At 69.9% G+C, this 19799-nt stretch carries 19 protein-coding genes and 1 pseudogene; 11 read left to right on the top strand and 9 right to left on the bottom strand.

Going from position 1 to position 19799, the window contains the following annotated elements:
* Positions 1–8: 8 nt before the first annotated feature.
* Positions 9–1019, top strand: coding sequence for a helix-turn-helix transcriptional regulator (locus ACWCXB_RS00435; protein WP_450717400.1), 1011 nt, complete (start codon positions 9–11; stop codon positions 1017–1019).
* A 22-nt stretch (positions 1020–1041) separates the two neighbouring features.
* Here ACWCXB_RS00435 and ACWCXB_RS00430 read toward each other — a convergent pair.
* Both ACWCXB_RS00430 and ACWCXB_RS00425 read right to left on the bottom strand, forming a co-directional pair.
* Positions 1042–1170 (bottom strand): annotated as a pseudogene (locus ACWCXB_RS00430) (IS630 family transposase); the annotation flags it as partial.
* A gap of 284 nt (positions 1171–1454) precedes the next feature.
* Positions 1455–2036 carry a hypothetical protein gene (locus ACWCXB_RS00425; protein ID WP_450717398.1) on the bottom strand — a complete coding sequence of 194 codons (582 nt, stop codon included), beginning with the start codon at positions 2034–2036 and terminating at the stop codon, positions 1455–1457.
* Between the two features lie 64 nt (positions 2037–2100).
* On the opposite strand from ACWCXB_RS00425, the gene ACWCXB_RS00420 reads away from it, so the two are divergent.
* Entirely contained in the window at positions 2101–2682 is a 582-nt protein-coding gene (locus tag ACWCXB_RS00420; RefSeq protein ID WP_450717396.1) for a Uma2 family endonuclease, read from the top strand.
* A gap of 138 nt (positions 2683–2820) precedes the next feature.
* On the opposite strand, the gene ychF is transcribed toward ACWCXB_RS00420, so the two are convergent.
* A complete protein-coding gene (gene ychF / locus ACWCXB_RS00415; RefSeq protein WP_450717394.1) occupies positions 2821–3909 on the bottom strand; it encodes a redox-regulated ATPase YchF in 1089 nt (362 codons plus the stop codon).
* Positions 3910–4110: 201 nt separating this feature from the next.
* Between ychF and ACWCXB_RS00410 the strand changes: the two genes are divergently transcribed.
* A complete protein-coding gene (locus ACWCXB_RS00410) occupies positions 4111–4788 on the top strand; it encodes a DUF6542 domain-containing protein (RefSeq protein WP_450717392.1) in 678 nt (225 codons plus the stop codon).
* 34 nt (positions 4789–4822) lie between these two features.
* Here ACWCXB_RS00410 and ppgK read toward each other — a convergent pair whose 3' ends face one another.
* Together ppgK and ACWCXB_RS00400 are read right to left on the bottom strand one after the other, a co-directional pair.
* Positions 4823–5560 carry a polyphosphate--glucose phosphotransferase gene (gene ppgK / locus ACWCXB_RS00405; RefSeq protein WP_450717390.1) on the bottom strand — a complete coding sequence of 246 codons (738 nt, stop codon included), beginning with the start codon at positions 5558–5560 and terminating at the stop codon, positions 4823–4825.
* A gap of 84 nt (positions 5561–5644) precedes the next feature.
* Complete coding sequence (locus ACWCXB_RS00400) at positions 5645–6634, bottom strand: 4-hydroxy-3-methylbut-2-enyl diphosphate reductase (protein ID WP_450717388.1); 990 nt, start codon at positions 6632–6634, stop codon at positions 5645–5647.
* Positions 6635–6729: 95 nt separating this feature from the next.
* Here ACWCXB_RS00400 and ACWCXB_RS00395 point away from each other — a divergent pair, with 95 nt between their 5' ends.
* The 4 genes from ACWCXB_RS00395 to ACWCXB_RS00380 all read left to right on the top strand — a co-directional run bounded on the left by ACWCXB_RS00395 (position 6730) and on the right by ACWCXB_RS00380 (position 10488).
* The gene (locus tag ACWCXB_RS00395) at positions 6730–8118 is read left to right on the top strand and encodes an APC family permease (RefSeq protein WP_450717386.1); all 1389 of its coding nucleotides are present in this window, start codon (positions 6730–6732) and stop codon (positions 8116–8118) included.
* A 58-nt stretch (positions 8119–8176) separates the two neighbouring features.
* A complete protein-coding gene (gene xseA, locus ACWCXB_RS00390; protein ID WP_450717384.1) occupies positions 8177–9391 on the top strand; it encodes an exodeoxyribonuclease VII large subunit in 1215 nt (404 codons plus the stop codon).
* A 10-nt stretch (positions 9392–9401) separates the two neighbouring features.
* A complete protein-coding gene (locus ACWCXB_RS00385; RefSeq protein ID WP_450717382.1) occupies positions 9402–9707 on the top strand; it encodes an exodeoxyribonuclease VII small subunit in 306 nt (101 codons plus the stop codon).
* Positions 9708–9897: 190 nt separating this feature from the next.
* Positions 9898–10488: a malonic semialdehyde reductase gene (locus ACWCXB_RS00380; RefSeq protein WP_450717380.1), complete on the top strand. Its 591-nt coding sequence runs from the start codon at positions 9898–9900 to the stop codon at positions 10486–10488.
* A gap of 110 nt (positions 10489–10598) precedes the next feature.
* On the opposite strand, the gene ACWCXB_RS00375 is transcribed toward ACWCXB_RS00380, so the two are convergent.
* Positions 10599–11129 carry a DUF4245 domain-containing protein gene (locus ACWCXB_RS00375; RefSeq protein WP_450717378.1) on the bottom strand — a complete coding sequence of 177 codons (531 nt, stop codon included), beginning with the start codon at positions 11127–11129 and terminating at the stop codon, positions 10599–10601.
* Between the two features lie 125 nt (positions 11130–11254).
* Here ACWCXB_RS00375 and glpX point away from each other — a divergent pair, with 125 nt between their 5' ends.
* Entirely contained in the window at positions 11255–12286 is a 1032-nt protein-coding gene (glpX, locus tag ACWCXB_RS00370) for a class II fructose-bisphosphatase (RefSeq protein ID WP_450717376.1), read from the top strand.
* Positions 12287–12559: 273 nt separating this feature from the next.
* Here the strand turns inward: glpX and ACWCXB_RS00365 are convergent, their stop codons facing one another.
* Positions 12560–12913 (bottom strand): WhiB family transcriptional regulator, encoded by a 354-nt coding sequence (locus ACWCXB_RS00365; RefSeq protein ID WP_450717374.1) that lies wholly within the window; start codon positions 12911–12913, stop codon positions 12560–12562.
* Between the two features lie 142 nt (positions 12914–13055).
* Positions 13056–13775 carry a DUF1707 SHOCT-like domain-containing protein gene (locus ACWCXB_RS00360; protein ID WP_450717372.1) on the bottom strand — a complete coding sequence of 240 codons (720 nt, stop codon included), beginning with the start codon at positions 13773–13775 and terminating at the stop codon, positions 13056–13058.
* Positions 13776–13970: 195 nt separating this feature from the next.
* Here ACWCXB_RS00360 and ACWCXB_RS00355 point away from each other — a divergent pair, with 195 nt between their 5' ends.
* Entirely contained in the window at positions 13971–15638 is a 1668-nt protein-coding gene (locus ACWCXB_RS00355) for a fumarate hydratase (protein WP_450717370.1), read from the top strand.
* A gap of 291 nt (positions 15639–15929) precedes the next feature.
* On the opposite strand, the gene ACWCXB_RS00350 is transcribed toward ACWCXB_RS00355, so the two are convergent.
* Positions 15930–17474, bottom strand: a complete 1545-nt coding sequence (locus tag ACWCXB_RS00350; protein WP_450717368.1) for a ricin-type beta-trefoil lectin domain protein — start codon at positions 17472–17474, stop codon at positions 15930–15932.
* Positions 17475–17579: 105 nt separating this feature from the next.
* Between ACWCXB_RS00350 and ACWCXB_RS00345 the strand changes: the two genes are divergently transcribed.
* Together ACWCXB_RS00345 and fomD are read left to right on the top strand one after the other, a co-directional pair.
* Entirely contained in the window at positions 17580–19022 is a 1443-nt protein-coding gene (locus ACWCXB_RS00345) for a class II fumarate hydratase (RefSeq protein WP_450717366.1), read from the top strand.
* A 49-nt stretch (positions 19023–19071) separates the two neighbouring features.
* Positions 19072–19758 carry a cytidylyl-2-hydroxypropylphosphonate hydrolase gene (gene fomD, locus ACWCXB_RS00340; protein ID WP_450717364.1) on the top strand — a complete coding sequence of 229 codons (687 nt, stop codon included), beginning with the start codon at positions 19072–19074 and terminating at the stop codon, positions 19756–19758.
* Positions 19759–19799: the final 41 nt, after the last annotated feature.

Raw genomic sequence — 19799 nt, 5'->3', positions numbered from 1 at the left:
GGTCAGGGGTGTTGGGAGCGATAGGTCTCGACGAGACACAGGAGTTGGCGTACCGCGTGCTGGTCACGCTCGGGGCTGCCGACGTCCCCGGCCTCGCGCACCGGCTGTCGCTCACCGAGACCGCCGCGGAGGGTGCGCTGCGCCGGCTCGAACGGCAGGGTCTCGCCGTCCAGTCCTCGGCACGTGCGGGACGCTGGATGGCGGCCCCGCCAGGGGGCGCCCTGGGCGCACTGCTCACCCAGCAGCGGCATGAGCTGGAGCAGGCCGAACTGGCCGCGGCGCTGCTGGCGGTGGAGTACCGGGCGGAAGCCGCGGAGCCCGCGGTGCACGACCTGGTGGAGGTGGTGACCGGCGCGAGCGCCGTCTCGCACCGTTTCCTCCAGCTCCAGCTGGGGGCGACCCACGAGGTCTGTGTCCTGGTCACCGGGAAACCCATCGCCGTCGCCCCCGTGGACAACTCGGCCGAGGAGCGGGCGGCGAACCGCGGGGTCGCCTACCGCGCGGTGCTGGAGCGCGAGGCGCTGTCGTTGCCCGGGGGGTTCACCGAGCTCACCGCGGCACTGGGACGCAATGAACAGGTCAAGGTTGTCGATCAGGTGCCGACCAAGCTGGTCGTCGCGGATCGCAACGTCGCGATGGTGCCGCTCAGCGCGCGGGGCGCCGAGCCCGCGGCCCTGGTGGTCCATGCGAACGGGCTGTTGGAGTCACTGATGGGCCTGTTCGAGGCAGTGTGGCGGGACGCGCTGCCGCTGCGGCTCGGCGAGGGCGAGGAGGTCGTCGAGGCCGAGCAGCCGGGACCCGACGCCACCGACCTGCAGATCCTCTCCCTGCTGCTGGCCGGAATGACCGACGCGAGCGTCGCCAAACAGCTGAAGCTGGGACAGAGCACCGTACAGCGGCGGGTCAAGGGGCTGATGAAACTCGCGAGGGTCACGACCCGCTTGCAATTGGGCTGGCATGCATACGAGAAGGGCTGGGTCACGCGGGGCCAGTCTTCTGAGTCAGCCGTACAGATGTGAGGCGAGGCGTTCGAGGATGTCGTCTGCGGTCTCGGTCCAGACGTAGGGCCCGCTCCGGCGGGTCCAGGTAGAGGCCGACGACGTCGTGGACCTTGTCGAGGAAGTACGGATCGGTCGACGGCTTGAAGGCCTCCGAGCGGTGCGGCTGGAGGGCCACCGGAACGCGGCATGTCACCCAGTCCGGCGATCCGATGCTTGACGACGAAGTACCCCCACGTACCCACGACGGACCACACCGCCCTCCGTTCGCGAGCAATGGCGCCGACCCGAAACCGGGCCGGCCCATTGACCTGCGCGTTTTGCCACATTGTCAGACGACGCTATCGCGGGCACTGCACGTTGAAGCGGAATGTGCACCGCAACGCTCCCACCTGCGAAAACACCGTTCTGATGGGCTCAAGTCAGCAGGAATCAGCACCGTGGAGCGAGGACTCCCTACACCTCTGGAGGGTGCACCTCCAGGATCCACGCCGTCCCGCCGGCCACCGCGGTCTCGTACAGCGTGATCCGGTCGCCCGGGGCGAGGTGCCTCCACCGCGCCGGGGTCAGGGGCAGGAGGCGCACGGGAGCCCGAGCGCCCGGCGAGAGGTCGGGCGCGAACTCGACCCACACGCGAGCGATGTCCAGTTCGGGCGCTCCATCGTCACTCCGGTTGCCGACATCCCACATCGGCCGCAGGACCCCGGCTCCGGGCATCGGCGTACGCCGGAACGTCTCACCAGCAGGACGGAGCTCAAGATCAGCCCGGATGGCCCCCACGCGCGTCTCGACACCCCGCCACCAGCACCACTCCCGGCTCCGTTCGAGCCCCAGCATCCCCGCCGCCCGACCCAGCTCGTCCCAGAAGCCCGTCGGCGCGGTCCATCCGTCACCCAGCTCCTGGAGCAGGTCGAGCGCCACTTCCCACTCGTCGTGCGCGAGGTAGTCCCAGACATCGGACACGGTGATGTCGTTGTCGGTGGCGACACCTTCGGGCACCAGCAGCGAGGCGGCTTCAAATATCCGGACGACGTCCATCCGCCGATTATGGGTCAGCAGCACGACTCCCCCTCGTGACGGCCACAGTCGCTAGGGTTGTCCCATGACCGCACTGCCCGACTGGATGCGCCCGCCGCGCGCGGAAGGCTGGTTCGCGGAGGACCTGGACCGCCTCCCCGAGGCACCCCGCCACACCGAGCTCATCGACGGAGCACTCGTCTTCATGATGTCCCCGCAGCGGTCGTGGCACGGCCGCCTCGTCACTGGCCTCACGGTGGCACTCATGGATCAGACCCCCAGCGGCATCGAAGTCGAGCGGGAAATGACCATCCGGCTCGACGCCCGCAACCGGCCCGAGCCGGACCTGCTGCTCACCACCGCCCCCTACGACGCCGACCGCACCTGGTACGCGCCCGAGGACGTCCAGCTCGTCATCGAGGTCGTCTCGCCGGAGTCCGCCCATCGCGACCGGACCGTGAAGTTGCGCAAGTACGCCGAGGCCGGCATCCGGCACTACTGGTGCATTGAGGACGAGGACACCGTCCCCGCCGTGCACGTCTACGAGCTCGACGAACCGACCGGCTCGTACGCACCGGCAGGGATCTTCCGCCACACACTCAAGCGTTCTCTCCCGTTCGAGATCAGCCTCGACCTGGACAAGCTCACGCCAGGCCCGGCTGGCTGACACCTTCGATACAGGTCAGCACCAAGACAGGTCAGCACCAAGTCGGCACGGGAACGCGGAAGGGGTCGGACTCGCCAGAGCCCGGCCCCTTCTGACCTGCATGTTTACCAGATCAGCGATGCGACAGTATGTGACGCGTCACACGTTGAAGCGGAACTCCACCACGTCGCCGTCCTGCATCACATAGTCCTTGCCCTCCATGCGCGCCTTGCCCGCCGCGCGGGCGTCCGCGACCGAGCCCGTGGCGACCAGGTCGGCGAAGGAGATGACCTCGGCCTTGATGAAGCCCTTCTGGAAGTCGGTGTGGATCACACCGGCCGCCTCAGGGGCCGTCGCGCCCTTCTTGATCGTCCAGGCGCGGGACTCCTTGGGGCCTGCCGTGAGGTAGGTCTGGAGGCCGAGGGTGTTGAAGCCGACGCGGGCGAGGGTGGCCAGGCCGGGCTCGTCGGCGCCGACGGACTGGAGGAGCTCCATGGCGTCCTCCTCGTCGAGCTCGGCGAGGTCGGCCTCGAGCTTGGCGTTGAGGAAGATCGCCTCGGCGGGGGCGACCAGGACGCGCTGCTCGTTCTTGAAGTCCTCGTCGACCAGCTCCTCCTCGTCCACGTTGAAGACGTAGAGGAAGGGCTTCGTGGTGAGCAGGTGGAGGTCGTGCAGGAGCGCGGCCTTCTCGGAGCCCTGGACGATGCCCTGCGAGAAGAGGGTGTTGCCCTCCTCCAGGATGGCCTGGGCGGCCTCGACCGCGGCGACCTTCGGGGCCACGTCCTTCTTGATACGGGCTTCCTTGGCCAGGCGCGGCAGGACCTTCTCGATGGTCTGGAGGTCCGCGAGGATCAGCTCGGTGTTGATCGTCTCGATGTCGTCCTTGGGCGAGACCTTGCCGTCGACGTGGACGACGTTCTCGTCCTTGAAGGCCCGGATGACCTGGCAGATCGCATCGGACTCGCGGATGTTCGCCAGGAACTTGTTGCCGAGGCCCTCGCCCTCGCTCGCGCCGCGGACGATGCCGGCGATGTCGACGAAGTCGACCGTCGCGGGGAGGATCCGCTGGGAGCCGAAGATCTCGGCCAGCTTGGTGAGCCGGGCGTCGGGGACGCCGACCACGCCCACGTTGGGCTCGATGGTGGCGAACGGGTAGTTGGCCGCCAGCACGTCGTTCTTGGTCAGGGCGTTGAACAGGGTCGACTTGCCGACATTCGGCAGACCGACGATTCCGATCGTGAGCGACACGTTGGCGACTTCCTGGAGTAGGACTGGCTGAGGGCCGGGGGGCCCGGCCCAGGGTGGGCCGATCCCCCAGTTTACGGGCGTGTCATCGGGGGCGACGACGGGAACCTCGGAGGCCGCCGCGGGGGCGAACTCACGGTGAAGGTCACCCAAAGGGCGTGTCCTGTATCGGAACACTCACTCAATGCCACCTACGTTGGTTCCGTGGAGCAAAGGACAGGTCCCTCGCAGCGGCCACGGCCGCAGGCCCCTCTTTCCGGGCAGGGCGCGCTCATCGAGGGCGCCGCGGTGTACCGGGTCGCGGCCGGCCCCGGCCGCCCGGGCCAACCAGGTCAGACCGGACAGCCGGGCCGGCCCGGTCAGGCAGGTCCCCCCGGCCGGACCGGCGCGCGGCCGGGGCGTCCGGTGCCACCGGTGGTCCTCGCGCTGCGCAGGCTGCCGAACCCCCGGCTGACCGGCCTGGGCGCCGGGCTCTTCGCCTCGGCCGTGATGCTGATGATCGGCGCGCTCGACTGGTTGCTGTTCGACGGCTCGGCGGTCGTGTACGGCGTGCTCTTCCTGCCGCTCAGCGCCCTGACCGCGCTCTGGGTGCGAAGCGCCGACCTGGTCACCGCGCCGATCAGCGTGCCGATCGCGTTCACCGTCGGGGTCGTCCCGATCTCGGGCGGGATCGGTGGCGTCGGCGGTCAGATCATGGCGGTCGTGACCGCGCTGGCCGTGAACGCGGGCTGGCTGTACGGGGGCACGCTCGTCGCCGGCCTGATCACGATCGTACGGAGGGTGCGGCTGATGATCCGGCGCCGGTCGGTCCGGCGCACGGTCGAACGGGCGGGCGCCGACCGGACGGGGCAGGCACAGCGGCGGCCCGGCGTCCGCCGATAGCCCGGCCGCCGGGCCCCCGCCCGCCCGGAAGGACCTACCGCCCCGCCGCCGTCATCGCAGCCCCGACGATCCCCGCGTTGTTCCGCAGCTCCGCCGGGAGGATCTCCGCGCGCACGTGCTTGATCAGCGGCAGGAACTTGTCCGACTTGCGGCTCACCCCGCCGCCGATGATGAAGAGCTCCGGCGAGAACAGCATCTCCAGATACTGCAGATACTTCTGGACCCGGTGCGCCCACTGCTCCCAGCTCAGCTCCTGGTCGTCCTTGACCTTCGTCGACGCGTGCTTCTCCGCCTCGTTGCCGTGCAGCTCCATATGGCCGAACTCCGTGTTCGGCACGAGCCGGCCGTCGATGAAGAGGGCACTGCCGATGCCCGTACCGAAGGTCAGCAGGATCACCGTGCCCTTGCGGCCGCGGCCGGCGCCGAAGGTCATCTCGGCGACCCCGGCCGCGTCCGCGTCGTTCAGCACGGTCACCGGCATGCCCAGGCGGTCGCCCAGCAGCCTGCCGCCGTCCAGGTCGATCCAGCCCTTGTCGACATTCGCGGCCGTACGGATCACGGAACCGGTGACGACGCCGGGGAAGGTGATCCCGACCGGGCCCGACCAGCCGAAGTGCTGCACCACCTCGGCAACGCACCCGGCCACGTCATCGGGCGTGGCCGGGTGCGGTGTGAGTACTTTGTGGCGGGGCTCTGTGAGGTCGCCGCGGTCCAGGTCCACGGGAGCGCCCTTGATCCCCGACCCGCCGATGTCCACTCCGAAGACGTTCATGGACACAACGTTACGAGGAACCGCTGACGGTTACTCCCCGACCGACGCCCGACGACCGCTCTCGGCGCGACCACTCCTCGGCGACTACTCCTCGACGAGCCCGGCCGCCTCGCCGCGCAGGTCGCGACGGAGCTCCTTCGGCAGCGAGAAGGTGATCGACTCCTCGGCCGCCTTGACGATCTCGACGTCCTCGAAGCCGCGCTGCGACAGCCACTCCAGGACCTCCTCGACCAGCACCTCGGGCACCGAGGCGCCCGACGTGACGCCGACGGTCGAGACGCCCTCCAGCCAGGCCTCGTCGATCTCCTTCGCGTAGTCCACGAGGTGCGCGGCGCGGGCGCCGGCGCCCAGCGCGACCTCGACGAGCCGCTTGGAGTTCGAGGAGTTCTGCGAGCCGACGACGATGACCAGGTCCGCCTCGGCGCCCATCTGCTTGACCGCGATCTGGCGGTTCTGCGTGGCGTAGCAGATGTCGTCGCTCGGCGGGGAGACGAGCAGCGGGAACTTGGTCTTCAGCCTGTCGACGGTCTCCATCGTCTCGTCGACCGACAGCGTGGTCTGGGAGAGCCAGACGACCTTCGACGGGTCGCGGACCTCGACCTTGTCGACATCGCCAGGGCCGTCGACCAGGGTGATGTGGTCGGGGGCCTCGCCGGTGGTGCCGATGACCTCCTCGTGACCCTCGTGGCCGATGAGGAGGATGTCGAAGTCCTCGTCGGCGTACCGGATGGCCTCCTTGTGGACCTTGGTCACCAGGGGGCAGGTGGCATCGATGGTCGCGAGCTTCCGCTCGGCGGCCTCCTCGTGCACGATCGGCGCGACGCCGTGCGCCGAGAACATGACGATGGACCCCTCGGGGACCTCCGCGGTGGTCTCGACGAAGATCGCGCCCTTCTTCTCCAGGGTCTGTACGACGTACTTGTTGTGGACGATCTCGTGGCGTACGTAGATCGGGGCGCCGTACTGCTCGAGGGCCTTCTCCACGGCGATCACGGCACGGTCCACGCCCGCGCAGTAGCCACGGGGAGCGGCGAGCAGGACGCGGCGGGCGTTCGTTGCAGTCATGCCTCCCATCGTAAGGGCGCGCCGAACAGCCCAACGATCGCCCACGAGGCTGAGACTGGTGCCCGTACGTGATCAAGACCGTACGTACGAGGACGGAGGCTTCCATGGCGGGCACCGGCGCCGGGACCGGGACCGACACGGACACGCACACCCGACTGCGCCGGAGTCTTGGATTCCGGGACCTCGTCGTCTACGGGCTGCTCTTCATCGCCCCCATGGCACCGGTCGGCATCTTCGGCACCCTCGACGCGAAATCGCAGGGCGCCGTCGCACTCGTGTACGTCTTCGCGACGATCGCGATGGCATTCACGGCGTACAGCTACGCGCAGATGGTGCGGGTCGCCCCGCAGGCCGGATCGGTCTTCACGTACGCGCGAAAGGGACTCGGCGAAGGTCCGGGGTTCATCGCCGGATGGATGGCGATGCTCGACTATCTGCTGATCCCGGCCGTCGCATATCTCTTCTCCGGCATCGCGATGGAGGCACTGGTCCCGCAGGTGCACCGGTGGATCTGGACCGGGATCGCGGTCGTCGTGACCACGTTGCTGAACCTCTGGGGCGTACGGGCCGCGGCCCGGGTCGGCTTCGCGGTGCTGGCCATGGAGATCGCGGTCCTGGCGGTCTTCCTGGTGTCGGCGGTCGTGGTCCTGGTGCGGGACGGGGCTCAGCGCGGCTGGGCGTCGCCGTTCACGGGTGACGGGGGCTTCGCGCTGGGGGCGGTGACCGGCGCGGTGTCGGTGGCGGTGCTGTCGTATCTGGGCTTCGACGCGATCGCCTCCTTCGCGGAGGAGGTGACGGGAGGGTCGCGGCAGGTGGCACGGGCGGTCCTGTTCTGTCTGGGGCTCGCGGGGGCGCTCTTCGTGGCGCAGACGTATCTGGTGGCGCTGCTGGAACCGGCGTCGTCGGCGGAGCTGGCGGCGGACCCGCAGAGTCAGGGGTCGGCGTTCTACGACGCCGTGGACGCGGCCGTCGGGACCTGGCTGCACGACCTGGTCGCCCTGAGCAAGGCGATCGGAGCTGCGTTCGCGGCACTGGCGGGGCAGGCGGCGGCGGGCAGGCTCCTCTTCGCGATGGCCCGCGACCGGCGGCTGCCGCACACGCTCTCCCGTACCGACTTCGGTGTGCCGCGGGTGGCGCTGCTCATCGCCGCGATGGTGACGATGAGCGCGGCGGTGTGGGCGGCTCGGCGGGACGACGGCCTGGACCATCTGGTGTCGGTCGTCGACATCGGGGCGCTGACGGCCTTCACGCTGCTGCACGCGAGCGTGGTGGGGTGGTTCGCGGTACGACGCATGGAGGGGCCGCCGAGCTGGTGGCGGCATGTGCTGATCCCGGTGCTCGGTGCGGTGGTGACGATCGCCGTGATCGCGGAGGCGTCGCACACGGCGCAGGTGGTCGGCGCGATCTGGCTGGCTGTGGGGCTGCTGGTGCTGGTGTGCCAGAGGGGCGGGGGGCAGGACGCGTCTCGTCGGCCGGGTCCGGTCCGCTCGTAGACCGGGGCCCGGCGTCGAGGGCCCGGCCCTGTCGGAGGGTGCCGATACGCTCGCGTGCATGGGTCTCACTACGTCTGCCGAAGCTCCCCTGCCCGTCGGCGAGGTGTCACGGCTCATCGGGGGTTGGATCGACCGCCTCGGGGCGGTGTGGGTGGAGGGGCAGATCACCCAGTTGTCGCGCAGACCGGGCGCCGGAGTGGTGTTCCTGACGCTGCGCGATCCGTCGTACGACATCTCGGTGAGCGTCACCTGCTACCGCCAGGTGTTCGACGCGGTCGCCGATGTCGTCTCCGAGGGCGCCCGGGTCGTCGTGCACGCCAAGCCGGAGTGGTACGCCCCGCGCGGGCAGCTCTCGCTCCGGGCCGTCGAGATAAGGCCGGTCGGCATCGGCGAACTGCTCGCGCGACTGGAGCACCTCAAGCGGACCCTGGCCGCGGAGGGGCTCTTCGCCCTCGACCGCAAGAAGCCGCTGCCGTTCCTCCCGCAGCTGATCGGCCTGGTCTGCGGCCGCGCGTCGGCGGCCGAGCGGGATGTGCTGGAGAACGCGCGGCGGCGCTGGCCCGCCGTCCGGTTCGAGGTGCGCAATGTCGCGGTGCAGGGCGTGCGCGCCGTGTCCCAGGTCGTCCAGGCCGTGAAGGAGCTGGACGAGCTGCCGGAGGTGGACGTGATCATCGTCGCCCGCGGCGGCGGCAGCGTGGAGGACCTGCTGCCGTTCTCGGACGAGCAGCTGGTGCGCGCGGTCGCGGACTGCCGTACGCCCGTGGTGTCCGCGATCGGGCACGAACCGGACTCGCCGCTGCTCGACCTGGTCGCGGATCTGCGTGCATCGACCCCGACCGACGCCGCGAAGAAGGTCGTCCCCGACGTCGGCGAGGAGCTGGACCGGGTGCAGGCGCTGCGGGACCGTGCACTGCGGACGCTACGGGGGCTGCTCGACCGCGAGGAGCGCGGGCTCGCGCATGCCCTGGGCCGGCGCTCGATGGAGCATCCGCACCGCATGGTGGAGGAGCGCGAGCACGAGACGGACGCGCTCGTCGCGCGGAGCCGTCGGGTGCTGGGCCATCTGCTGGACCGCGCGGACTCCGAGCTGGCCCACACCCGCGCGCGCGTCGTCGCCCTGTCGCCGGCCGCGACGCTGGAGCGGGGGTACGCGGTGCTGCAGCGCGCGGACGGCTCGGTCGTGCGGGCGCCCGAGGAGGTCGCGGCGGACGAGGAGCTGCGGGCCAGGGTCGCGGAAGGCGAGTTCACGGTCACTGTCGGACCTCGCACATAGGGTGGATCGCATGACGGCGAAGACGGACGAGAGCTCGGCCAACTCGATCGGTCCGATCGGGTACGAGCAGGCGCGCGACGAGCTGATCGAGGTCGTACGCCGACTGGAGGCGGGCGGCACGACGCTGGAGGAGTCCCTCGCACTGTGGGAGCGCGGCGAGGAGCTGGCGAAGGTGTGCCGCCGCTGGCTGGACGGGGCCCGGGCGCGGCTGGACGCGGCGCTGGCGGGGCGGGACGGGGACACGGGCGGCCCGGCGGCGGGCGCGCAGGACCAGGACCGGGGTCAGGACCAGGGCGAGGACGACTCGGCGCTGTGAGGCGCCGCGGCCCGTCGGCATAGCCGCGGCCCGTCGGCATAAACGGGGACCCGACTTAGTTGAATGTTGCGTAGTTGAAAGTTACGTGACTTGTCTCACGAGGCGCCGAGTTTAGTTGAAGCTTCATCTAATCGGGGCGTACGGTGAAGTCGCAGCTTGACCCCCTTTGCCCATCCGGAAGGTACGCAGCATGTCCCTCGTTCTTGACCCCGCAGCCCAGGACCTCCTCTTCCGTGAGGCCCGTACCGCCAACACCTTCACCGACGAGCCGGTGACCGATGAGCAGGTGCAGGCGATCTACGACCTGGTGAAGTACGGCCCGACCGCCTTCAACCAGTCGCCGCTGCGTGTCGTCCTCGTCCGCTCCGCCGAGGCCCGCGAGCGCCTGGTGAACTGCCTGGCCGAGGGCAACCAGGCGAAGACCGCGACCGCCCCGCTGGTCGCGATCCTCGCCGCGGACAACGAGTTCCACGAGGAGCTCCCGGCCCTGTTCCCGCACTTCCCGCAGGCCAAGGACATGTTCTTCTCCGAGCGTCCGGTCCGTGAGGGCTCCGCCGCGCTGAACGCCGCCCTGCAGGCCGCCTACTTCATCATCGGCGTTCGGGCCGCCGGCCTCGCCGCCGGCCCGATGAACGGCATGGACCACGCGGCCGTCCAGAAGGAGTTCCTGGACGGAGACCACACCCCGCTGATGGTCGTCAACATCGGCAGGCCGGGCGAGGACGCGTGGTTCCCTCGTTCGCCGCGCCTCGCGTTCGAGGACGTCGTGCAGACCGTCTGACGTACGCCCCGTACAGCGCCGTACGGAACGGCACGAGGCCGCCGCACCCCTCTCGGGTGCGGCGGCCTCGTCGTTCGTTTCAGGCTTTTCAGGACGACTTCCCAGCCGTTTCAGGACGACTTCTTCGACTCCAGCGCCGCCGCCATCTCCGCAAGCCGCTCGAAGGACGCGGTGCCCGTGACGACCGTCGTCGCGCCGTTCTCGCCGGTCCGTACGAGCGCGTCGTACTTCGGGCCCTCCCAGCGCTCCCACGTCGCGCCGCCCACCTGCTGGGTCCGGTCCGTCTTCGTGGCCCGCTGGGTGACCTTCGGGACGTACTTCCCGGCCGGCGCGGTGGACTGCTCGACCGCGACGTACTGCCCGTCCGGGGCGAGGAAGCCGAGGTGCCACGCGTTGTCGTTCTCGCGGCTGTACCGGGCCGACGTCGGCTTCCAGTCCGCCGGCAGGCCGGTGGGAGCGGCCACCGCGTAGGGTGCCGCCCGGCGTGCCGTCACCAGCTCGACGCGGTAGTCCTTCGCCTTGACCGGGTCACCCGTGCCGTCATGGGGTACGAAGAGATAGACCACGAAAGCGGCGCCCAGGACCACCGCCAGCGACTGGATCATCCCGCGTACCGTCTGCTTGCCTCGCATACCTGCCACGGCACTATGGTCGCATCAAGGATGTTTGCTCAAACGTGGGCCCCTCTGCTCATTTTGTCGACGTACCGATAGAGTCACAGCACCCTCTTTTTTCCGGCCGTCGTCGTACAGAAAGGTGCGCTCCGATGACCGAGCACAACATGCCGTCCCAGCTCGAAGTCTCGCCCGAAGCCCCTGACCGCAACCTCGCCCTGGAGCTCGTCCGGGTCACCGAGGCCGCCGCCATGGCGGCCGGGCGCTGGGTGGGACGCGGCGACAAGAACGGCGCGGACGGCGCTGCCGTCAAGGCCATGCGGACCCTCGTGCACACCGTGTCGATGAACGGTGTCGTCGTGATCGGCGAGGGCGAGAAGGACGAAGCCCCGATGCTGTTCAACGGTGAGCGCATCGGCGACGGGACCGGCGCGGAGTGCGACATCGCCGTGGACCCGATCGACGGAACGACGCTCACCGCCAAGGGCATGCCCAACGCGATCGCGGTCCTCGCGGCCGCGGACCGCGGCACCATGTTCGACCCGTCCGCGGTCTTCTACATGGACAAGCTGGTCACCGGCCCCGAGGCGGCCGACTTCGTCGACATCAACGCCCCGGTCTCCGTGAACATCCGCCGGGTCGCCAAGGCGAAGAACTCCTCTCCCGAGGACGTCACCGTCGTCATCCTGGACCGGCCCCGCCACGAGGGCATCGTCAAGGAGATCCGCGAGACCGGCGCGCGCATCAAGTTCATCTCCGACGGTGACGTCGCGGGCGCGATCATGGCCGTGCGCGAGGGCACCGGCGTCGACATGCTGATGGGCATCGGCGGTACGCCGGAGGGCATCATCGCCGCCTGTGCGATCCGGTGCCTCGGCGGAACGATCCAGGGCAAGCTGTGGCCGAAGGACGACGAGGAGCGGCAGCGCGCGCTCGACGCGGGCCACGACCTGGACCGGGTGCTGTACACGAACGACCTGGTCAGCGGCGACAACGTGTTCTTCGTCGCGACCGGTATCACGGACGGCGAGCTGCTGCGCGGCGTCCGCTACCGCGCGGAGACGGCGACGACGCAGTCCCTGGTGATGCGCTCCAAGTCGGGCACGATCCGCCAGATCGACTCCACCCACCGCCTGTCGAAGCTGCGCGCGTACAGCGCCATCGACTTCGACCGCGCGAAGTAGAGCCGGCCCCGGCGGGCGAGTGAGCCGAAGGGGCGCGCGGCTGTCGAAAGGGAGAACGCGCGGAGGGCCCGAGGAACGAGGGACCGAGCACGATCGACCGTCGACAGGCGCTGAAGCGCCCCGGAGGCGAACCGAGCCACAAACAGAAGGGGGCGCCCCCATGTGCGGTGGGGGCGCCCCTTCCTGTACGCAGTCCGAGGTGCGCGTACGTCCGTGGGCGCGCGTACGTCAGCGGGATGCCTACGTCAGCGGGATGCGTACGTCAGGGGGAGGTCAGGCCGCCGACGCCGACTTCTTCAGCTCCGTCTCGCGCCGCCTGCGGCGGGCCAGGACGACGCGGCGCTCGGCCGCGGTGAGCCCGCCCCACACCCCGTACGGCTCGGGCTGGAGCAGCGCATGCTCGCGGCACTCGACCATGACCGGGCAGCGCGCACAGACACGCTTCGCGGCCTCCTCGCGGGAGAGCCGCGCGGCCGTTGGTTCCTTGGACGGCGCGAAGAACAGTCCGGCTTCGTCGCGGCGGCACACCGCCTCCGAGTGCCAGGGCCCGTCCTGATCTTCCCGAGCAGACGTGCGCTGGGTCGGAACGGCGGCTACCTGCAGGGGCTGATGCGGCAGTTGCAGCACGGTCTACTCCTGACGACGGCTTCGCGAGCGAGAGACGATGCAGCAAGGCCTACCCGCTGTGCGCGCGCCTATGCACTGAGTGGCATGGAGTTCCAAGGAGCGGAACAACGCCCGCCGTCAGCGTCCTGCGCGGCCGCCGACGTCACCGGTCCAGATGTTTGCGCAGGTGCTTGCGCATGAGGTCGTGGAGATCGGTGATGAGCTTGCCGCGCTTCGGCTTGGCCTCCACATTGCCGAAAACGGAGTATCCGTTGACCACGACGACGGGGGCCTCCGGGTCGGCGGCCTCCAGCGTGACCACCTCGAAGTTGCCGAAGACCCCGCTGCCGCTTCCGCGCAGCGAGATGTTCTCCGGCACGCGCACCTCGATGTTGCCGAAGATCGATGTCGCGTTGATGACGGTGAGCCGCTGGCCGAACATCGCCTCGGTCAGGTCGATCTCGACATTCCCGAAGAGGGCGAAGGCATTCGTCCTGGCGCCCACTCGCCAACGGCCCTTGCGCGTGGAGCTGGAGAAGATCGCGACCAGGCTCTCCGTCGGCCCGTCGGGCACCTCCGGCCCGTACGCGTACGCCGCGGACTCCGGGCGCGGCGGCCTGGCCGAGGGCAAGTCCCGCACGATCGGCTCCAGTTCGCCGACGGTCTTCGCGCGGTAGACCGCGTCGATCCGGTCGGAGTGCTCCTCGGCGTCGAGCCGGCCCTCGGCCAGGGCGTCCCGGAGGATGTCCGCGATCCGGTCGCGGTCGGCGTCGGAGGCACGGATCGCTCCTGCGGGGTCCGCGATATCCGCAGGCTGGGCAGGAGCGACCGGCTTGTGAGGTCCGCGGCCGGAGGCCGCCGCATCATGCTTCTCGAGGTCCACGACCCCACCCTAGCGAAACGCGATAGATCGCGACTAGTGGCGGTGCCGTCGGCACCCGGTAGTGCCGGTCCGGACAACAGCTGCCCGGCAACTGAGCCTTACCTCACAAGCCCGGACGGCGAGGGTCGTCTTACGCTTGTGGACGCGTTGCCAAAGGAGGCCGCGCCGCAGTCCGCCGAGTGAGGAATGGCCGTAATGCCAGAGTTTGCGTACACCGATCTGCTCCCGCTGGGAGAGGACGCCACGCCGTACCGCCTGGTGACCGCCGAGGGTGTGTCCACCTTCGAGGCCGACGGCCGTACGTTCCTCAAGGTCGAGCCGGAGGCGCTGCGCAAGCTCGCCGAAGAGGCGATCCATGACATCCAGCACTACCTCCGCCCGGCGCACCTCGCCCAGCTGCGCAAGATCATCGACGACCCCGAGGCGTCGTCCAACGACAAGTTCGTCGCCCTTGACCTGCTCAAGAACGCGAACATCGCGGCGGCCGGCGTGCTCCCCATGTGCCAGGACACCGGCACGGCGATCGTCATGGGCAAGCGCGGCCAGAACGTGCTCACCGAGGGCGGCGACGAGGAAGCCCTCTCGCGCGGCATCTACGACGCGTACACCAAGCTGAACCTGCGCTACTCGCAGATGGCTCCGCTGACGATGTGGGACGAGAAGAACACCGGCTCGAACCTGCCCGCGCAGATCGAGCTGTACGCGACCGACGGCGGCGCCTACAAGTTCCTCTTCATGGCGAAGGGCGGCGGCTCCGCCAACAAGTCCTTCCTCTACCAGGAGACCAAGGCCGTCCTGAACGAGGCCTCCATGATGAAGTTCCTGGAGGAGAAGATCCGCTCGCTGGGCACGGCCGCCTGCCCGCCGTACCACCTGGCGATCGTCGTCGGCGGTACGTCGGCGGAGTACGCGCTGAAGACCGCGAAGTACGCATCCGCGCACTACCTGGACGAGCTGCCGGAGGAGGGCTCGGTCCTCGGCCACGGCTTCCGCGACAAGGAGCTCGAGGAGAAGGTCTTCGAGCTGACGCAGAAGATCGGCATCGGCGCGCAGTTCGGCGGCAAGTACTTCTGCCACGACGTGCGTGTGGTGCGCCTGCCGCGGCACGGCGCGTCCTGCCCGGTCGCCATCGCGGTGTCCTGCTCCGCCGACCGTCAGGCCGTCGCGAAGATCACGGCCGAGGGCGTCTTCCTGGAGCAGCTGGAGACGGACCCGGCGCGCTTCCTGCCGGAGACGACGGACGAGCACCTCGACGAGGCCGGCGACGTCGTCAAGATCGACCTCAACCAGCCGATGGACGACATCCTGGCCGCGCTCACCAAGTACCCGGTCAAGACCCGGCTGTCGCTCAGCGGCCCGCTGGTCGTGGCGCGCGACATCGCGCACGCCAAGATCAAGGAGCGCCTGGACGCGGGCGAGGAGATGCCGCAGTACCTGAAGGACCACCCGGTGTACTACGCGGGCCCGGCGAAGACCCCCGAGGGTTACGCGTCCGGCTCCTTCGGCCCGACCACGGCCGGCCGCATGGACTCGTACGTCGAGCAGTTCCAGGCCGCCGGCGGCTCCAAGGTCATGCTGGCCAAGGGCAACCGCAGCAAGCAGGTCACGGACGCGTGCGGCACGCACGGCGGCTTCTACCTCGGCTCGATCGGCGGCCCGGCGGCGCGGCTCGCCCAGGACTGCATCAAGAAGGTCGAGGTCGTCGAGTACGAGGAGCTCGGCATGGAGGCGGTCTGGAGGATCGAGGTCGAGGACTTCCCGGCGTTCATCGTCGTGGACGACAAGGGCAACGACTTCTTCCAGAACCCGGCGCCCGCGCCGACGTTCACGAGCATCCCGGTGCGGGGCCCGGGCCTCGCCTGACCCGGAACCGGGGGCTGCGCCCCCGGTCCCCCTCCCCTCTACGCCCTGGCGGGTGTGGGGGGACAACCACCGCATTCGCGAGGGCTCGCATGGAGCCCGCACCGGCCGCCCGCCCGGCTCGTCCGGCGTCTGAGGACGGACACACCGGCCACGCCCGCGGGACCGGGTACGTCACCGGCCCGTCCGGCGATCGAGGACGGACACACCGCCGCCAGGGCTGTGCCGGTCATGTGCAAGGGGCCCCGCCGCTCCCCAGCGGCGGGGCCCCAGCTCATCCGCGCGCCACGCCTCCTAGGCGAAGCGCTGCTTCGCCGAGCCGTCGCAGGGCTGCAGCCGCACCCGGTCCTTCGCGGCTGCCAGCGTCAGGCACAGCCCCGTCGCGGCGGCCGGACGGACGGTCCCGGCCTGCCGGACGAACTGCTGGTTCGCGGCGCCCGAGCAGTTCCACACGATGAGGGCCGCGCCCGCCTTGTAGTCGGCGCCGGGCACGTCCAGGCAGCGGTCCTGGGTGAGCTCGGTGTGCACCGACTTGCGGGCCGTGTCGTACCACCAGCCCTGGTTCCGCCCGCCGTGGCAGTCCCAGCCCAGGACCCCGGTCCCGTTGCGCGTCACGGCCGCGTCGACGTCGACGCAGGTCCCCGTCGCCTCGTTCTTCAGCGGCTTGTACGCGTCGTCCCAGGCGAGCGGGTGCAGCACCGGCTTGCCCGTGGACGCCGGGTCGGCGCAACTCGCTTCGGCGAGACCCGAGTCGTAGAGCTGGGTCAGGCACGAGGCGAAGGCGGCGTGTCCGCGCGCGTTCGGGTGGAAGGACTGGCGGACCGAATTGGCGTCCGGCGGGAAGGGGTTGGACAGCTCGATGTAGAGGCCCCGCGCCCAGGTGTCCTCCATGCAGACCTCGTGGCCGTGGAAGAGCCGCGAGTTGTCCAGGTAGACGGCGCCCGTGGACCTGGCCACCCGCCGCATGCCCCGCTCGAAGGCGGGCACGGCGGTGTTGCGGCCCCATACGGTGTCGGAGTCGTATCCCGTGCCGCCGCAGATCAGCTTGCCGGGGAAGTACGGGTTGTCCCTGAAGTCGGGGCCGATGGGGCTCGGGTACCCCATCACGACGAGCTTGTAGTCTCCGTCCCCGTACCCGGCCTCGCGCATGACCGTGCGGAGGTCGCGCACGGTCTGCTCGACCTTGGGCACGAGGCCGTCGACGCGGGCCTGCCAGCCGCCCGCGTACTTGGACTCGCACGGGCCCTGGATCAGGAACCACCGGGTGACGCAGTCGGTCATCACGGGGCCGAACTGCAGATCGTCATTGGCGCCCGCCACCAGGAGCACCATCTTGATCCGGGTGTTGCGGGCCTTGATGGCCAGGCTGTCGCTCTGGACCAGCTCGTCGGCGTACTGCTTCGAGCCGCCGATGCGGATGTTGCCGCTGTACGCGCCCGAGCAGGAGACGTTGTACGTCACGTCGGCCGCGATGCCCGTGCGGTGGATGGCGGCGTCCGGAGAGCGGTGGCACCAGTTGTCGGGGCCGTCGGTGCCGGGTTCGTACGTGCCCACGCCCTCGCCGGAGATCTCGCTGTCGCCGAGCGAGATCAGGGCGGTCCTGCGCCGGTCGAGCGGGCGTTCGGCGGGGTCGCCGTAGAGGGCGGTCGCCTCGGCGGCCCGGATGCTCTCCAGTTCGGGCGGAAGGGGTATCGACGATGCGTTTGCGGCCGAGCGTGCCGTGTCCTGCGCGCGCTCGGCGGTCGTGGCTGCCATGGTGCCGAGAGTTGCCGCAAGGGCCGCGGCGGCCGCGACCGTACAGCGGAGTCTTCGGCGAAGTCTTCGTCCAGTGCGCCTCATTGCGCCTCCCCGGTTCTGGTGTTACCGACGGTATTTACTGGCCGGTAGACCACTTGGGAATAGGCAGAACAAGACAAGTGCTCACCTTTTTCAGGAGGTTTGAAGATGTCCGACACGAGCGACACCACAGCCGGCCACCGTGGCTCCGGGGACGACCGGGACGCACGGGACCACCGGATCGAACACGACTCCATGGGCGAGGTGTGGGTGCCGAAACACGCCAAGTGGCGGGCTCAGACCCAGCGGGCCGTGGAGAACTTCCCCATCTCGGGCATGCGGCTGGAACGCGCCCATATCGAGGCCCTCGCCCGGATCAAGGCGGCCGCCGCCGAGGTCAACGCGGAGCTCGGCGTGCTCGACAAGGACATCGCCGCCGCGATCCGGGACGCGGCGGCCGAGGTGGCCGACGGCCGCTGGGACGAGCATTTCCCCGTCGACGTCTTCCAGACGGGCTCGGGCACGTCGTCCAACATGAACACGAACGAGGTCCTGGCGACCCTGGCCGGCGAGCGCCTCGGGCGGCCCGTGCACCCCAACGACCACGTCAACGCCTCGCAGTCGTCCAACGACGTCTTCCCCTCGTCCATCCACATCGCCGCGACCGCCGCGGTGACCAGGGACCTGATCCCGGCGCTGGAGCATCTCGCGGCCTCGCTGGAGCGCAAGGCGGCCGGGTTCGCGGACGTCGTCAAGTCCGGACGTACACATCTGATGGACGCGACGCCGGTCACCCTCGGCCAGGAGTTCGGTGGCTACGCGGCACAGATCCGGTACGGGATCGAGCGCCTCCGGGCCTCGCTCCCCCGCCTCGCCGAACTCCCCCTCGGCGGCACCGCCGTGGGCACGGGCATCAACACCCCGCCCGGCTTCTCCGGCGCCGTCATCGCCGAGGTCGCCCGTGCGACCGGACTGCCGCTCACCGAGGCGCGCGACCACTTCGAGGCGCAGGGAGCCAGGGACGGGCTGGTGGAGACGTCGGGGCAGCTCCGTACGATCGCGGTCTCGCTGACCAAGATCGCCAACGATCTGCGCTGGATGGCGAGCGGCCCGCGCACGGGACTCGCCGAGATCAACCTCCCCGACCTGCAGCCCGGCTCGTCGATCATGCCGGGGAAGGTCAATCCGGTGATCCCGGAGGCCGTGCTGATGGTGGCCGCGCAGGTGACGGGCAACGACACGACGGTCGCCGTCGCGGGTGCCGCCGGGAACTTCGAACTCAACGTCATGCTGCCGGTCATGGCCAAGAATCTGCTGGAATCCATCCGGCTTCTGGCCAATGCGGCCCGGTTGCTGGCGGACCGCACGGTGGACGGCGTGACCGCCAACGCCGAACGGGCACGTGAGTACGCCGAGTCCTCGCCCTCCGTCGTCACGCCGCTGAACAAGTACATCGGCTACGAGGAGGCGGCGAAGGTCGCCAAGAAGTCGCTCGCCGAGCGGAAGACGATCCGTGAGGTGGTGCTGGAGTCCGGGTATGTGGAGCGGGGAGAGCTGACGCTGGAGCAGCTCGACGAGGCGCTGGACGTGCTGCGGATGACCCACCCCTAGGGTGAGCCGCGTCGCAGCGGGCAGGTGGGCCCTTGCCTAAGATCTGCGCATGACAGGATCGGCAGCGACCACGGGGTCACGGCACTGGGCGCCAGGGGAGCACATCCTCTGGCGTTATCGCGGCAACGCCTCCGGTGATGTCCACATCTGCCGGCCCGTGACCGTCGTCGAGGACACGGACGAGCAGCTGGCCGTGTGGATGGCGCCGGGGACCGAGTGTGTGAAACCGGTGCTGGCCGACGGTACGCCCGTGCAGCAGGAGCCACTCGCGACGCGCTACACCGCGCCGCGGACGACGGTCCGGTCGCGGTGGTTCGGTACGGGCGTGCTGAAGCTGGCCCGGCCCGGTGAGCCGTGGTCGGTGTGGCTGTTCTGGGAGCGGGGCTGGCGGTTCAAGAACTGGTACGTGAACCTCGAGGAGCCGCGTGCCCGCTGGTCCGGCGGGGTGGACTCGGAGGACCACTTCCTCGACATCGCGGTGCGCCCGGACCGCAGCTGGCGCTGGCTGGACGAGGACGAGTTCGCGCAGGCGCAGCGGGCCGGGCTGATGGGAGCCCGGCAGGCCCGGCGGGTGCGGGAGGCCGGACAGGCGGCGGTCGAGGTGATCCGGGCGTGGGGGCCGCCGTTCTCGGACGGCTGGGAGGACTGGCGGCCCGATCCGCGGTGGCCGGTCCCTGAGCTGCCCGCCGACTGGAACCGGCCCCTGCCGGGTGCACCGACGCGCACGTCCGCATGACGACGTCGTGAGACCCTTGATGCGCCCCCGGGGTTCAAACG

It is taken from the genome of Streptomyces sp. NPDC001514, assembly GCF_053597075.1.
This window is presented reverse-complemented; position numbering and strand designations above follow the sequence as displayed.